The organism is Streptomyces sp. NPDC001157 (assembly GCF_053598255.1).
The window spans coordinates 79,450-94,277 of record NZ_JBSFJW010000032.1 but is presented as its reverse complement, the minus strand read 5'-3'; the positions used below and the strand labels follow the sequence as shown (position 1 = coordinate 94,277).

At 72.9% G+C, this 14,828-nt stretch carries 12 protein-coding genes; 8 read left to right on the top strand and 4 right to left on the bottom strand.

Annotated features, from left to right (window positions below; genetic code table 11):
- Positions 1–7: 7 nt before the first annotated feature.
- The 3 genes from ACWDAG_RS37510 to ACWDAG_RS37500 all read left to right on the top strand — a co-directional run bounded on the left by ACWDAG_RS37510 (position 8) and on the right by ACWDAG_RS37500 (position 2,871).
- Positions 8–625 (top strand): LysE family translocator, encoded by a 618-nt coding sequence (locus ACWDAG_RS37510; protein WP_450700037.1) that lies wholly within the window; start codon positions 8–10, stop codon positions 623–625.
- Between the two features lie 117 nt (positions 626–742).
- Positions 743–1,870, top strand: a complete 1,128-nt coding sequence (locus tag ACWDAG_RS37505; protein ID WP_450700036.1) for an aminopeptidase P family protein — start codon at positions 743–745, stop codon at positions 1,868–1,870.
- 47 nt (positions 1,871–1,917) lie between these two features.
- Positions 1,918–2,871, top strand: a complete 954-nt coding sequence (locus ACWDAG_RS37500; protein WP_450700035.1) for an aminoglycoside phosphotransferase family protein — start codon at positions 1,918–1,920, stop codon at positions 2,869–2,871.
- Positions 2,872–2,877: 6 nt separating this feature from the next.
- Here ACWDAG_RS37500 and treZ read toward each other — a convergent pair whose 3' ends face one another.
- Complete coding sequence (gene treZ / locus ACWDAG_RS37495; RefSeq protein ID WP_450700034.1) at positions 2,878–4,623, bottom strand: malto-oligosyltrehalose trehalohydrolase; 1,746 nt, start codon at positions 4,621–4,623, stop codon at positions 2,878–2,880.
- 173 nt (positions 4,624–4,796) lie between these two features.
- Here treZ and ACWDAG_RS37490 point away from each other — a divergent pair, with 173 nt between their 5' ends.
- From ACWDAG_RS37490 to ACWDAG_RS37480, 3 genes are all read left to right on the top strand, one after another.
- The gene (locus tag ACWDAG_RS37490) at positions 4,797–5,348 is read left to right on the top strand and encodes an FHA domain-containing protein (protein ID WP_450700033.1); all 552 of its coding nucleotides are present in this window, start codon (positions 4,797–4,799) and stop codon (positions 5,346–5,348) included.
- Positions 5,349–5,508: 160 nt separating this feature from the next.
- Positions 5,509–6,873: a M14 family zinc carboxypeptidase gene (locus tag ACWDAG_RS37485; RefSeq protein ID WP_450700032.1), complete on the top strand. Its 1,365-nt coding sequence runs from the start codon at positions 5,509–5,511 to the stop codon at positions 6,871–6,873.
- On the top strand, positions 6,870–7,289 hold the full coding sequence (locus tag ACWDAG_RS37480) for a subtilase-type protease inhibitor (RefSeq protein WP_450700031.1): 420 nt from the start codon (positions 6,870–6,872) through the stop codon (positions 7,287–7,289). The genes ACWDAG_RS37485 and ACWDAG_RS37480 overlap by 4 nt, the downstream gene beginning before the upstream one ends.
- 46 nt (positions 7,290–7,335) lie before the next feature.
- Here the strand turns inward: ACWDAG_RS37480 and ACWDAG_RS37475 are convergent, their stop codons facing one another.
- Both ACWDAG_RS37475 and treY read right to left on the bottom strand, forming a co-directional pair.
- Positions 7,336–8,586 (bottom strand): M14 family zinc carboxypeptidase, encoded by a 1,251-nt coding sequence (locus tag ACWDAG_RS37475; RefSeq protein WP_450700030.1) that lies wholly within the window; start codon positions 8,584–8,586, stop codon positions 7,336–7,338.
- Positions 8,587–8,954: 368 nt separating this feature from the next.
- On the bottom strand, positions 8,955–11,312 hold the full coding sequence (gene treY, locus ACWDAG_RS37470) for a malto-oligosyltrehalose synthase (protein WP_450700029.1): 2,358 nt from the start codon (positions 11,310–11,312) through the stop codon (positions 8,955–8,957).
- A gap of 253 nt (positions 11,313–11,565) precedes the next feature.
- Between treY and ACWDAG_RS37465 the strand changes: the two genes are divergently transcribed.
- Together ACWDAG_RS37465 and ACWDAG_RS37460 are read left to right on the top strand one after the other, a co-directional pair.
- The gene (locus ACWDAG_RS37465) at positions 11,566–12,114 is read left to right on the top strand and encodes a hypothetical protein (RefSeq protein WP_450700028.1); all 549 of its coding nucleotides are present in this window, start codon (positions 11,566–11,568) and stop codon (positions 12,112–12,114) included.
- Positions 12,115–12,313: 199 nt separating this feature from the next.
- A complete protein-coding gene (locus ACWDAG_RS37460) occupies positions 12,314–12,553 on the top strand; it encodes a hypothetical protein (RefSeq protein ID WP_450700027.1) in 240 nt (79 codons plus the stop codon).
- On the opposite strand, the gene glgX is transcribed toward ACWDAG_RS37460, so the two are convergent.
- Positions 12,550–14,679: a glycogen debranching protein GlgX gene (gene glgX, locus ACWDAG_RS37455; protein ID WP_450700026.1), complete on the bottom strand. Its 2,130-nt coding sequence runs from the start codon at positions 14,677–14,679 to the stop codon at positions 12,550–12,552. The genes ACWDAG_RS37460 and glgX overlap by 4 nt on opposite strands.
- Positions 14,680–14,828 lie beyond the last annotated feature (149 nt).

Genomic DNA, 14,828 nt, shown 5'->3' with positions numbered 1-14,828 from the left:
GAGCCGCATGCTGAGCACCCTTATCGCCTTCCTCGGCGCCTGCACCCTGATCGCCGCCTCGCCCGGTCCCAGTACGGTGCTGATCATCAAGCAGTCGCTGCGCAGCAGGCGCTCCGGCTTCCTGACCGTGCTCGGCAATGAGACCGGCGTCTTCGTCTGGGGTGTGGTCGCCGCGTTCGGGCTGACCGCGCTGCTCGCGGCCTCCGAAGTGGCGTACGACGTGATGCGGATCGTGGGCGCGGTCGTCCTGGTCGGCTTCGGCATCCAGGCGCTGCGGCAGGCACGGCGCGGCAACCAGGCCCCGGACGGCTGGGAGAGCCCCGAGAAGAGCGGCTGGGCCGCCTACCGCGGTGGGCTGCTGCTCAATCTCGCCAACCCCAAGGCGGCGATCTTCGCCATGTCCTTCCTGCCACAGTTCGTGCCCCGGGGCGCCCCGCACCTGCCCGCGATGGTGGCTCTCGCCGCGCTCTGGGCGGTCTACGAGGTCGGCTACTACGGCCTGTACGTGTGGTTCGTCGGCCGGATGCGGGCCGTCCTGTCCCGTGCCGGGGTGCGCCGGCGCCTGGAGCAGGTCTCCGGGGGCGTGCTGCTGCTCCTCGGTGTCCGCCTCGCACTGGAGAGCTGACGACATGGCCGACGCAGCGCCCGAAAGACCCGCAGACCGGTCGCGCCGCCCCCGCGGTACGGGCAGGATGCTGCCCGTAGTCCCTTGTGGTCCCTTCACCCGCCCAGGGAGGCCCGGATGACCGGCAGCACGCGCGCGCCCTTCACCGCCGACGACTACTGGGTCCGGATGGACCGTGCCGCGCGGGCCGCCGCCGACGCCGGTCTCGCCGGGCTGCTGGTGGCGCCGGGCCCGGACCTGGTGTGGCTGACCGGCTATGCGCCCACCGCGGTCACCGAACGGCTCACCCTGCTGGTCCTCGTCCAGGGACGCACCCCGGTCCTGGTCGTCCCCACCCTGGAGGCCCCGGACGCGGCCGAGTCCCCCGGCGCTCCCGCCCTGGCCCTGCGCGACTGGACCGACGGCAAGGACCCCTACGCCGCGACCGCCGCCCTGCTCGCCGGCTCCGGCCGCTTCGGCATCAGCGACAACGCCTGGGCGATGCACCTCCTCGGACTGCAGCGCGCGCTGCCGGGCACCGACTACGCATCCCTCACCGACGCCCTGCCGATGCTCCGTGCCGTCAAGGACCCGGCGGAACTGGAACTGATGGCGGCCGCGGCCGCGGCCGCAGATGCAACGTTCGAGGAGATCCGCAAGGTTCCCTTCGCCGGCCGCAGGGAGGCAGAGGTCGGCGCGGACCTCGCCGACCTGCTGCGGCAGTTCGGGCACGCGCAGGTCGACTTCACCATCGTCGCCTCCGGCCCGAACGGCGCCAACCCGCACCACGAGGTCGGCGAGCGCGTCATCGAACGCGGCGACATGGTCGTCCTCGACTTCGGCGGCCTCAAGGACGGCTACGGCTCCGACACCTCCCGCACGGTCCATGTCGGCGACCCCACCGACGAGGAGCGCCGGGTGCACGACCTGGTGCGCGAGGCCCAGGAGGCGGGCTTCCGGGCGGTCAGGCCCGGCGTCGCCTGCCAGGAAGTCGACCGCGCCGCCCGCGCGGTGATCGCGGAGGCCGGGTACGGCGAGTACTTCATCCACCGCACCGGGCACGGCATCGGCGTCACCACGCACGAGCCGCCGTACATGATCGAGGGCGAACGGCAGCCCCTCGTGCCCGGCATGTGCTTCTCCGTCGAGCCGGGGATCTACCTGCCCGGCCGCTTCGGCGTGCGCATCGAGGACATCGTCACGGTCACCGAGGACGGCGGCCGCCGCCTCAACAACACCGACCGCGAGATGGTCATAGTGGACTGAGCGATCCCAGGAGCCCCAGCACACCTTCGAGTGACAACGGCGCGACCATGACCCAGGCACCGACACCCACCGCGGACACGGTCCGCCGACTGGTCAGTTCCCTGCTCAAGGAGGGCACAAGGGGCGGGGCCACCGCCGCCGGACCCGAGGTGCGGCCCGTCGCCGAGGGCGGCGAGCACTCCACCTGGTGGGTCGGCGCCCGCCATGTGCTGCGCCTCGCCCCGGACCGCGAGGCCGCCCTGCGGCAGCGCCGCGAACTGCGCCTGCGCGACCTCGTACGCCCGCATCTGCCGGTCGCCGTGCCGACCAGCGTGGCGCACGGCGAGTGGGCGCCCGGGCTGACGTACACGCTCGACACCAGGCTGCCCGGCGGGACGGCGGAGCAGCACGACGTGTCCGCCGTCGGCGAGGCCGACCTCGCGGGGCTGCTCACCGGGCTGCGCGAGGTGCCCGCACGGCAGGCCGAGACACTCGGCGTCCCGCGTACCGCCCCGCGCTCCCTGGAGGCGCTGCGCCGGGCCGCCGCGCGCGCCGCCGAACGCCTCGCCGCGGCCGACGAGTTCGACCCCGTCCGCCTCCACCAGCTCACCCCGCAGGCCGCCGTCCAGCTCGCCGCGCAGCCGAGCACCGCGGTCCTCGTCCACCACGGCCTCAAGGGCGAGCACCTCGTGGTCAGCGCCGACGGCCGGGTGCGCGGCATCCTCGACTGGACCGGCGCGACCGTCGGCGACCCCGCCGAGGACATCGCCGGCCTCGCGATCGCGGTCGGCTCACCCGCCGCCGTCCGCGCCGCCACACTCGCCGGCTACGCCGCCCGGCCCTGCCTCCGCGGCCTCTGGCTGGCCCGCTGCGACACCGTCGTACGCCTCGCCGAACAGCTCCAGGGCCACGAGACCGGCCCTCTGCCCCTGCTCAGGCTCCAGCTCCGGCGCGCCTGGGAGGCGATCCTCCTGGAGCGGGTGACGGAGTTCCGGGACGAGGACGCGGACGACGAGATCTAGAGCCGTTCACCCCTGCAGCAGCACCACGGCCGACTCCCCGGGCACCTGGAGCACCCCGTCCGCACCCGGCGCCTCGACGGGCTCCCACGCGGCGAGCACGCGCGCGTGGCGGGGGCCCAGGGGGATCGCCGCCGGCTCCTTGGCGAGGTTCACCGCCACGCTGACGTCCCCGCGGCGGAAGGCCAGCCAGCGCTCCCGCTCGTCGTACGCCACCTTGGTGTCGGCGAGGTCGGGATCGGTCAGGTCGGCCTGCTCGCGCCGCAGGGCGATGAGCCTGCGGTACCAGTCCAGCACGCGCGCGTGGGGCTCGCTGTCGAGTTCGGTCCAGTCGAGGCAGGAGCGGTCACGGGTCGCCGGGTCCTGCGGATCCGGGACGTCCTCCTCGGCCCACCCGTGCGCCGCGAACTCCCGCCGCCTGCCCCGCCGTACGGCCTCGGCGAGCTCCGGATCGGTGTGGTCGGTGAAGAACTGCCAGGGCGTACCGGCCGCCCACTCCTCGCCCATGAACAGCATCGGGGTGAAGGGCGCGGTGAGCGTGAGGGCGGCCGCACAGGCCAGCAGGCCGGGGGAGAGCGACGCCGAAAGGCGGTCGCCCTGGGCGCGGTTGCCCACTTGGTCGTGGGTCTGGCTGTAGCCCAGCAGCCGGTGCGCGGCCACGCGTGTGGTGTCCAGGGGCCGGCCGTGGTGCCGGCCGCGGAAGCTGGAGTACGTGCCGTCGTGGAAGTAGCCGTGGGTCAGGGTCCGGGCCACGGCGGCGAGCGGAGCGCGGGCGAAATCCGCGTAGTAGCCCTGGGATTCGCCGGTCAGAGCGGTGTGCAGGGAGTGATGGAAGTCGTCGTTCCACTGCGCTTGCAGCCCGAACCCGCCCTGCGCGCGGGGCGTGATGAGCCGCGGGTCGTTGAGGTCGGACTCGGCGATCAGGAACAGCGGCCTGCCCAGGTCGGCCCCGAGGGCGTCCACGGCCGTCGAGAGCTCCTCCAGGAAGTGGCACGCGCGCGTGTCCGCCAGCGCGTGCACCGCGTCCAGGCGCAGTCCGTCGATCCGGTAGTCGCGCAGCCACGCCAGCGCGCTGCCCAGCAGAAAGGCCCGCACCTCGTCCGAGCCGGGAGCGTCCAGATTTACCGCGGAACCCCACGGTGTGTGGTGCGTGTCCGTGAAGTACGGGCCGAACGCCGGCAGGTAGTTGCCCGACGGACCGAGGTGGTTGTGCACGACGTCCAGGACCACGCCCAGGCCGAGTTCGTGCGCCCGGTCGACGAACCGTTTCAGCGCCTCGGGCCCCCCGTACGGCTCGTGCACGGCCCACAGGGAGACGCCCTCGTAACCCCAGCCGTGCCGGCCCGGGAAGGGGCACAGCGGCATCAACTCGACGTGGGTGACGCCCAGTTCGGCCAGATGCCCGAGCCGCTCGGCGGCCGCGTCCAGGGTGCCTTCCCTTGTGTACGTACCCACATGGAGCTCGTACAGGACCGCTCCCGGCAGCGGGCGCCCGGCCCACTCGGTGCGCCAGGGGTAGCGCTCGTGCTCGACGACCGCGCTCAGTCCGTCCGGGCCGTCCGGCTGCCGGCGCGACCGCGGGTCGGGCAGCACGGGGCCGTCGTCCACCGCGAACCCGTACCGCGAGCCGTCCCGCGCCTCCGCCTCCGTCCGCCACCAGCCCTCCCGGTCCGGATCACGCTCCAATGCGCGCGTCGCGCCGTCGCACTGGAGCGTCACTCGGCCGGCCTGCGGTGCCCACACCTCGAACTGCACGGACGGTTCCCCTTCGTCTGCTCACCGTGATGTAGCCCGTCCATGGTGCTTCAAACGAGATCAATCCGCTTTTGAATCACCCCTTTTACGGCGGGTGTCGTCAGGTACGCGCGCGCGGTGGTCGTTTTTTCGTTTTCTGGACACCCGGGGTCCACTGACCGACAATCACGAACGTGACGTCGTCCTTCGAGTTCAACACGTACCCCGCGCGGCTGTCCGACGTGGAGCGCGACAAGGCGCTGAAGGTGCTGCGTGACGGCGTCGCCATGGGACGGCTCTCGCACGACACGTTCATCCGCCGTATGGAGCTGGCCCTCACCGCCCGCCGCTCGGACGAACTCGCCGCACTCACCGCCGACCTCCCCCAGGAAAGCCGCCTCGCGCGCCTGGTGTTCGGCACCGTGGAGGCGGTCTCCGGCTTCACCGTACGGCTGCGCAGGGCCTGGCAGGCCGAGCGCCTCCCCAAGCTGCTGCTGCCCCACCCGGCGGGCGGCCACCCGCTGCGCATCGGTCGGGATCCGGCCAACGGACTGCGCCTCACGCATGAAACCGTGTCCCGCGTGCACGCGGAACTCAGCCGCCAGGGCGGCATGTGGGTGCTGCGCGACCTCGGCTCGACCAACGGCACGACGGTGAACGGCCGGCGGGTCATCGGAGCCGCCGTCGTCCGCGAGGGCGATCAGGTGGGCTTCGGGCGCATGGCGTTCCGGCTCGCTGTCGACTGAGTCCTCACTCAGTCACACCTTAGCTTTGGCCTGAGCATGACACCCCGTTGACGTGCGGCGATGGTGCAAATCGCTTTCCCTTCCGTGGTGTTGACGTACCCCCCAAGTCGTGACTGACTGTGCGTACGCCATGTACATCAGGTGAACCGACGGCGCCACATTGTGGAGGTGTGCCCTGCCGCCCCTCCTCCGCTACCCGACCGTCGACGAGCTCGGCGCGCGGGCGGCAGCACTCGTCTCCCGGCGTCCGGGCGGCGCCCGTCTGCGCCGCGTCGGCACCTCACGCGCCGGCACCCCCATGTGGCTGCTTTCCGTCGGTCACGGCAACCGTCAGGCCCTCGTCGTCGCGGGACCCCACGCCAACGAACCCGTCGGCGGCGGCACCGTGCTGCGGCTGGCCGAACGGGCCCTCGCCGACCCCAGGTTCACGGAGGGCGCCGACGCCACCTGGAACCTGCTGCTGAGCCTCGACCCCGACGGCCTGCGCCGCAACGAGGGCTGGCTGCCGGGCCCGTACTCCCTCGGCCGGTACTTCCGGAACTTCTTCCGGCCCGGCTTCCTGGAACAGCCCGAGTGGCTGCCCGACGGCGCGGCCGGCGCCGCCCTGCCGGAGACCCGCACCCTGCTCGACCTCCAGGACGAACTGCGGCCGGTCCTGCAGTGCTCCCTGCACGGCGTCGACGTGGGCGGCGGCTTCGTCGAGCTCACCCACGACCTGCCGGGCCTCGCGGGACGCGTCGCGCACACCGCCGCCCGCCTCGGCATCCCGCGCGAACTGGGGCCCTACGACACCCTGTACTGGCCGAGCCTCGGCCCCGCCGTGTACCGCATCCCGCCGCCCCGCATCGGCGACCTGGCCGCGGCCATCACCGAGGCGGCCGTCGAGTCCACCTGGTTCCACCCCCACCGGCACGGCACGGTCACGGCGGTCGTCGAGGCGCCCATGTGGGGCGTGGCGGCCGTGGAGGACGGCTCCCCGCCCGCCGACGCGGCCGCCGTGCTGCGCACCGTCAGCCACACCCTGCGCCACGACACCCGGCTCCTGGAGGTGCTCCTCGCGCGGCTGCGGCCCCATCTCGCAGGTATGCCGGACGCGGCCCGCCTGCTCGCCCCGGTGGACGACTATTTACTGGTCTGCCCAGGGCTCGCCGACGCATGGGACCCCGACGTCGCCGGCGGGGCGCGCCCCCTCCCGCAGCTCAGCACCGCCCACCTGGCCGCCCTGCGCATCGCCGGACGGCGGCTCGCCCTGCGCACCGCGGGGCTGCTGCACCAGCTCGTGACCCGCGCCGGCCGCGACCCGGCCGGGGTGCTGCCGGACCTCGACCGGCTCATCGACGACTGGTGCGCCGACTACCGCGACGGCATGGGGGCGCGCTGGATCCCGGTCGCGCGCCAGGTGGAGTACCAGTCGCGCGTCGTGCTCGCCGCGTTCGAACTCGCCCTGCGACATGCGCCCGCGTGCTCCCGTTCGGGTGAGTCGGGGTGGGGTTCCCAGGCCGCCGTGCCGATGCATCGGGAATGACGATCAGCACCACAGTGAAAGCGGTACGGGGCTCGCTGCTGGCGGCCGCCCTCCTCGCCGGCGCCGCGGCTCCGGCACAGGCGGCGTCCCCGGGTTTCCCGCCGAGCGACTGGCTCTACCTCACGGTCACCAAGGGCGACGCCCGCTCCCCGCACACGCGCGACACCCTGCTGCTGTGCGACCCGCCCCAGGGACACGCGCGAGCGGTCGACGCGTGTTCGGAGCTGGCGGCGGCGGACGGCGACATCGCCCGCATCCCGTCGAAGAAGAACGTCTTCTGCCCGATGATCTACGCGCCCGTGACCGTCCACGCGCGCGGGGAGTGGAACGGACGGCCGGTCGAGTACACCCAGACCTTCTCCAGCTCGTGCGTCATGGCCGGGCGCACGGGATCGGTGTTCGCGATGGACAACTGACACGGGCACCGCGGCGGCCTGCCGCGCGCGTGGCCACTCGTGGCGGTCAGGCCGCCCGGTCGCGCGCGTACAGGGCCGCCGCGATCACCGTCCGGGACTGGTGCTCGACCTGGTGCTCCAAAGGCACCCAGCGGGCGCGGAAGCGCTCCGCGAAGGCGTCGCTCCAGGTCGCCACCAGCCGTTCCAGACCCGGTGCCGCCCGGTCGTCGGCCTCTTGCAGGACCCGCAGCAGCATGGCCGCCGCCCGCAGTGGCAGGCGGCGGCCGAACGCGTCCACACTGCCGACGTACGCCATCGTGTTGTCGGCGGGCGGCGTGTGCATCCAGTCCGCGGCCAGGCCCGGAACCAGCTCCAGCGCCCACTTGGCGGCCCGCAGCAGCGGACCGTCGAAGCCCTCCAGACGCGGCAGCGCCTCGGCGAGCACCTGCTCGACCTCCAGCGCGTCCCGCAGCAGCCGGCGCGACAGCCGTCGCATCGCCGCGGCCGGAGCGGGATGCGGAGCGGGGTCGTCCACCAGGTCGCTCGCCCACATCGGCACCTCGACCACCGCCGTCAGACCGCCGTGGCGGTGGGGGTCGTACCACGTGCTGTGGCGTGCGTCGTCCGGCATGCTCGGATATGCGGCGCCCGCACCGGGGGAGGGCATCACATGCACCCCGGGCCCGGACGCGGCCCAGCCCGCGGCGTCGGAGGCGCCCGTCTCCACCGGGATGTGCAGCTCGGCCGCGGATTTCGCGAACGGCTCGGCGAGACCCGGTATGTCCTTGGTCAGCTGGACCCAGCTGCCGCCCAGGTCGGTCCCGTGCAGGGTCGCCTGGAGGTAGGGGCGCAGCTCGTCGATGACCCGGGTCAGCGCGCGGGTCTCGGGCGGCAGCCGGTGCGGCGGCAGCACCGACGGCGACCACTCCGGCTGCTCCTCGGCCGCGGGCCGGAAGAACCCGAGGTGGTAGTCGAACAGACTGCGCGGGGCCGGGGTGCGGTGCAGGCTCGCCCCGTCGGGATCGGCGCACAGCAGGAAGTGCCAGGAGGTGTCCGCACGCAACTCCCGCTCGGACAGCACCCGTTCGGCGAGGGCGAGCAGCGTGGGGCCGCCGGTCGGCTCGTTGGCGTGGGCGCCCGCGACGACGAGCACGGCCCGCCGGGCATGGCCCACGGACAGCAGGTGCAGGGGTCTGCCGGCCCGGGAGACGCCGACCTCCCTCAGTGTGCACAGGCCGGGTCTGTGAGCGGCCAGCGCGCGTGCGGACGCGACGAGTTCGGTCAGGGTGGGGTAGCGCAGCTGCGGCAGGAGACTCACCCCCGTCACGTCCGCCCGGCTTCGCAATCCGCAGTACCCCACGCTCTTGGTGAAGTGTCAATAACGCCTGGGGGGAGCCTCCAGGGGGCGCCCAGATGCATTCATCGCCGACGACGAGGGCATTTGCTGCCGGAGGAGGTGCGGACACCGGTGCCCACTGCCGGTGCAGGCCTCGTCCGGCGGGACGCATCCCGGCGCAGACCGGGCGTGCGGAGACCCGAGTCGTTCGTCACCGCGCGCCGTCCGCCGGGTTCGAGCCCCGGGAGCGTGCGCGGCCGCGATCCGGTCGCCAGGACGATCCGACGGCGCGCGGCGAAGTCCCGTACGCCCGGGGCAGGTTCACCGCCCGGGCCTCGCTCCCGCTCCGTTCACCGCGGGTCGGCCCGTTCCAGCAGCACCACCGGCAGCCGTTCGAAAAGCTCCTCCACGCGCGCGTGTCCCGTGAACTCCCGCTCCGGAGACAGCACGTCGGACCAGCGCCCCGGAGGCAGCGGCAGCCGGGTGCCCTGCCAGCCGCCCGCCTCCGCCAGCCGCAGCGACAGCCGCGTCACGGCCGTGACGACCTCTCCGGAGCGCGCGAAGGCCACGCAGTGGGCGGCCGCCGGGCCCTCGGCGATCAGTGGCTCGTACGTCGCCCCGTCCCCGAAGGCCCCGGGCCGCCGCGCCCGAAGCCGTAGCGCCGCCACGGTCACCTCGCCCTTCTCGCCGGGGTCCGCCGCGGGCGGGAACCGCACCGCACGCCGGTTGTCCGGGTCCACCAGCGCCAGGTACTCGCCCTCGGTGCCCTGGTAGACGTCCGGCACCCCCGGCATCGTCAGATGGACCAGTGCGGTGCCCAGCACGTTCGCCCGGATGTGGGGCTCCAGCGCACGGCGGAGAGCCACCACGTGCTCGCCAGGGGCCCCGCACGGGCCCGCCGAGACGAACGCCGCCACCGCGTCCTCGTAGGCGGGCTCCTGCTCCGTCCAGCTCGTCAGCAGCCCCGCCTCGCGCACATGCTTCAACAGGGCCTGCTGAACGCGCTCCTCGGCCGCCGCACCGAGCCCGAACACCGTCTGCCAGGCCGCCCAGGCCACCTGCGCGTCCGGCACGCCCTCACCCGCGCGCGTCACCTCCGCCAGCACGTCCGCCCAGCGCTGCGGGCACTCGGTGAGCACGGCCAGAGCGGCCCGTACGTCGGCACTGCGCTTGGTGTCGTGCGTCGACACGACGGTCCCGGTCGCGGGCCAGTCGCGCTGCACGCGCGCGCAGTAGGCGTGAAAGTCCTGCGCGGACACCGCCGGGCTCCCCGGGTTGCCGCCCACCTCGGTCGCCGACAGCAGCGGCACATAGCGGTAGAACGCCGTGTCCTCCACGGACTTGGCGCGCAGGGCGGACGCGGTCTGCGCGAACCGCGCCCGGAACTCCACGTGGTCGGGTCCGTCGCCATGGCGACCTAGGAGCAGATTCCGTACGACGTCGACCGCACCGGCCTCCTCCGGTACGACGAAGGCGAGCCGGGCCTCGGCCGCGGCCTCCTCGGTGACGACGGAGGCCGCGTCCCCGGAGGCGTACGGCCGGTACACGTCCAGGCGGACCAGCAGCTCCTGCAGCGCCGTGCGCAGCGCCCAGGGAGCGCGGTCGCGCAGCGCGGGATCGGGGGCGGCGGCGCACAGTCTGCTCGCCACCCGGGTCAGCCGGTCGATCTCGGTGGCCAGCTCGTGCGTGAGCACCTTGTACGCCGCCCGCCGTACCGTCGCCGCCCAGTCTCCGCCGCGGTCGGTCTGCGGGGCCGCGAACCGCCGGTACTGGCCGAGGAGTTCCCCGAACCCGGCCGGGTCCGTGAAGAGGCCGTCGATGTGGCGCAGGGCGTCGTAGCCGGTGGTGCCCGAGACGGGCCAGGAGGCCGGGAGGGGCTCGGAGTCCGACAGGATCTTCTCCACGACCGTCCAGCGGCCGCCGGTCGCCTCGTGCAGCCGCCGCAGATACCCGTCGGGGTCGGCGAGCCCGTCGGGGTGGTCGACCCGCAGCCCGTCGATCACGCCCTCGTGCAGCAGCTGCAGGATCTTCGCGTGCGTGGCCTCGAACACCTCCGGGTCCTCGACCCGGACCCCGATGAGCTCCGAGATACTGAAGAAACGCCGGTAGTTGAGCTCGGTGCGGGCCAGCCGCCACCACACGGGGCGGTACCACTGCGCGTCCAGGAGCTGCGGCAGCGGCAGTTCCTCGGTGCCCTCGCGCAGCGGGAACACATGGTCGTAGTAGCGCAGCACGTCACCGTCGACCCGCAGCTCACCGATGACGGAACCCAGCGGGCCTCCCAGCACCGGCAGCAGCACCTGCCCGCCCTGCGCCTCCCAGTCGATGTCGAACCAGCGCGCGTACGGCGACTTGTGGCCCTCCCGCAGCACCTCCCACAGGGCGCGGTTGTGGCGCGGAGCCATGGCCATGTGGTTCGGCACGATGTCCACCACCAGGCCGAGATCCTGCTCCCGCGCGGTGTGCGCCAGTGTGCGCAGCCCCTCCTCGCCGCCCAGTTCCTCACGCACGCGCGCGTGGTCCACGACGTCGTAGCCGTGCGCCGAGCCCGGTACGGCCTCCAGGACGGGGGACAGGTGCAGGTGCGAGACCCCGAGCGAGGCCAGATACGGCACGGCGGCCGCCGCGGCAGCGAACGGGAACTCGGGCTGCAGCTGCAGCCGGTAGGTGGCCGTGGGCACCGCGGGGTCGGGTCGCTCAGGTGTCATGCAAACCTACGTACCCGCCCTGCCGCCCTTCGTGTCATCGTCCCCTCCACGGGTGCACGCGCGCGTGGCCGGCGTCGAGCGATGGGGAGCGGCCTGACCGGGCCGCTGTCGCCGGTGGTGTCGTTCCTGGGACGGCTGCCGACGGCCACGATCCAGTTCGGCAGCGTCCTGCTCGTCGCCCGGACCGGCGGGGCGCCGGCCGCGGGGCTGACGGGCGGGGCGGGTCGCCGGCCGGCACGGCCGGCGGACGGTCGTGCTCGCCTGCTCGCTCGCCGACGCCGCCGCGATCGCCGTGCTCGTCGCCGAGGCCCTGGCGGACCTGTCCGTCCCGTTGCCGGCGCTCCTCGGGGCGGTGGCGGGCGCGACCGTGCCACTGATCGGCCCCCTGGGTCACGCCCGCCTGGTGGCGCCGGCCCGCCGGGCCGCAGCCCCGGAGTCCACGGTCGGCGCGGCCCTCTCGTTCAAGAGCACCTTCGACGAGATCTCCTTCGTCCTGGGCCCGGCCCTGGTCGGCCCGGCCGCCGTACTCGCCCACCCCGCCTGCGCGCCGGCTGCCGCGGCGCTTCCGGTGGCTCTGTGCGGCAGCGGCTTCGCACTGCACCCGACAGCGCGGGCGACACGGCAGGGCCATCCCGCCCGGAGCGTCCCGCGCTCCCGCATGCCCCGCTCCGTCCACGCCGTCCGTGCCGCTCCCGACCTATGGGAGCGATGTTCGGAGCCTGTCAGGCGGGTGTCACCGCGCTCGCCGAGCGGCTGGGACAGGAAGAGCAGGCAGGTCTCGTGTACGCCGCCATGGGGGTGATGAGTGCCGTGGCGGGCCTTTAAATGGCCGCCGTGCCCGCACGCGTCCCCCTCACGGCCCGCCGGCGGGCGGCGACCGCGGCCGTGTACGTGCTCTCGCTGCCCCTGCTGTGGACGCGGAGCATGGGCGGTCTCTACGCGGTCGTCACCGTCCTCGGTGTCGCCCACCCGGCCGGCCGAAAGGATGGCGTTCGCGACGAGTGCGATCGTCGGCGGGCAGGCCCTCGCGGTCGCCGGCACCGGCCGCCCCGCCGAGTCGTACGGCCCGGCGGCCCGCCTTCGCCGCGGCGAGCACGGCTGCCGCACTCGCCTGCGCGATCGCCCTGACGGTGCGCCCGTCCTCGTACACCGGGCCCACCACCGAACCCGCCCTCCACGCGCGCGTACCCGACCGGCAGCCGACCACACCGACGCAGAAACAGGACCCGGAGCCGACCTAGACCGGCCGCTGCAGCACCGTCAGGCTCCGGTCCACCAGCGTCAGCCGGTCGCCCGCCTGCACCTTCGGGCCGGTGTGCGGCGGCACCCCGTCCGAGCGGGCGGTGTCGACGACCACCTCCCACTGGCGGCCGTGGTTGACGGGCACCACGAAGTCCAGCGCCCTGGGCGAGGCGTTGAACATCAGCAGGAACGAGTCGTCGGTGATCCGCTCCCCGCGCGTACCCGGCTCGGAGATCGCGTTGCCGTTCAGGAACACCGTCAGCGCCGAGGCCGGCGCCGAGTCCCAGTCCCGCTGGGTCATCTCCTTGCCCTCCGGTGTGAACCAGGCGATGTCCGACAGCTCGTCATGGGTGCCCTCCACCGGTCGCCCGTGGAAGAAGCGGCGCCTGCGGAAGACCGGATGGTCCTTGCGCAGCCACACCATCGCGCGCGTGAAGGCCAGCAGCTCGCCGTCGGCCGCGTCCTCCTCCGCGTCGGGGTCGAGCCATTTCACCCAGGCCAGCTCGTTGTCCTGGCAGTAGGCGTTGTTGTTGCCGCGCTGGGTGCGCGCGAACTCGTCGCCGTGGCTGATCATCGGCACGCCCTGGGAGAGCATCAGCGTGGCGACGAAGTTCCGCATCTGGCGCGCCCGCAGCTTCAGCACCTCGGCGTTGTCGGTCTCGCCCTCCTCCCCGCAGTTCCAGGACCGGTTGTGGCTCTCGCCGTCCCGGTTGTCCTCGCCGTTGGCCTTGTTGTGCTTCTGGTTGTACGAGACGAGGTCGTGCAGGGTGAAACCGTCGTGGCAGGTGACGAAGTTGATCGAGGCGAGCGGGCGCCGCCCGTCGTCCTGGTAGAGGTCCGAGGAGCCGGTCAGCCGGGACGCGAACTCCGCGAGCGCGCGCTGCTCCCCGCGCCACATGTCCCGTACGGTGTCGCGGTACTTGCCGTTCCACTCGGTCCACAGCGGCGGGAAGTTGCCCACCTGGTAGCCGCCCTCGCCGACGTCCCACGGCTCGGCGATCAGCTTCACCTGGGAGACCACCGGGTCCTGCTGCACCAGGTCGAAGAACGACGACAGCCGGTCCACCTCGTGGAACTGCCGGGCCAGGGTCGCCGCGAGGTCGAAGCGGAAACCGTCGACGTGCATCTCGGTGACCCAGTAGCGCAACGAGTCCATGATCAGCTGCAGGACGTGCGGGGACCGCATGAGCAGCGAGTTCCCGGTGCCCGTGGTGTCCATGTAGTAGCGCGGGTCGTCGGTGAGGCGGTAGTACTGCGGGTTGTCGATGCCCTTGAAGGACAGCGTCGGGCCCAGGTGGTTGCCCTCGGCCGTGTGGTTGTAGACCACGTCGAGGATGACCTCGATGCCCGCCTCGTGCAGTGCCCGGACCGCCGACTTGAACTCCAGGACCTGCTGGCCGCGGTCGCCCCAGGAGGCGTACGCGTTGTGCGGGGCGAAGAAGCCGATCGTGTTGTAGCCCCAGTAGTTGTTCAGGCCCATGTCGACCAGCCGGTGGTCGTTGACGAACTGGTGCACCGGCATCAGCTCCAGCGTCGTCACCCCGAGCTCCACCAGATGCTCGATGATCACCGGGTGCGCGAGGGCCGCGTAGGTGCCGCGCAGCTCCTCCGGGAGCCCCGGGTGCTGCATGGTGAGGCCCTTGACATGGGCCTCGTAGATCACCGTCTCGTGGTATCCGCGCCGCGGCCGCCGGTCGTCGCCCCAGTCGAAGTACGGGTTGACCACCACGGAGGTCATCGTGTGCGGCGCCGAGTCCAGGTCGTTGCGCTTGTCGGGCGCGTCGAAGTGGTAGCCGTAGACCTCCTCGCCCCAGCGGACCTCGCCGCTGATCGCCTTCGCGTAGGGGTCGAGCAGCAGCTTCGCCGAGTTGCAGCGCAGGCCGCGCTCAGGGGCGTACGGGCCGTGCACACGGAAGCCGTACCGCTGTCCCGGCATGATGCCGGGCACGTACGCGTGCCGCACGAATGCGTCGCTCTCGCGCAGTTCCACCGCCGTCTCCGAGCCGTCGTCGTGCAGCAGACACAGCTCTACTCGGTCCGCGGCCTCCGTGAAGACCGCGAAATTGGTGCCGGCGCCGTCGTACGTGGCACCGAGCGGATACGCCTCGCCAGGCCAGACCTGCATGGACACGACTCTTTCAGGTGGAGCGCGCCCCAGGGGGCGCCTTGGCGTCGAGTGTCCCCGAAAGTGATGGAACCACCTATGACTTACGTCCCTCTTACCGTTCGACCTGTGCATACGCCGTATGTCAACGCCGTATGCCTATCAGTGGG

Excerpts from the sequence above, each read along its gene's own strand:
- ACWDAG_RS37510 (WP_450700037.1), top strand. The coding sequence starts at position 8 with ATGCTGAGCACCCTTATCGCCTTCCTCGGCGCCTGCACCCTGATCGCC.
- ACWDAG_RS37505 (WP_450700036.1), top strand. The coding sequence starts at position 743 with ATGACCGGCAGCACGCGCGCGCCCTTCACCGCCGACGACTACTGGGTC.
- ACWDAG_RS37500 (WP_450700035.1), top strand. The coding sequence starts at position 1,918 with ATGACCCAGGCACCGACACCCACCGCGGACACGGTCCGCCGACTGGTC.
- ACWDAG_RS37480 (WP_450700031.1), top strand. The coding sequence starts at position 6,870 with ATGACGATCAGCACCACAGTGAAAGCGGTACGGGGCTCGCTGCTGGCG.
- treY (WP_450700029.1), bottom strand. The coding sequence starts at position 11,312 with ATGACACCTGAGCGACCCGACCCCGCGGTGCCCACGGCCACCTACCGG.
- glgX (WP_450700026.1), bottom strand. The coding sequence starts at position 14,679 with ATGCAGGTCTGGCCTGGCGAGGCGTATCCGCTCGGTGCCACGTACGAC.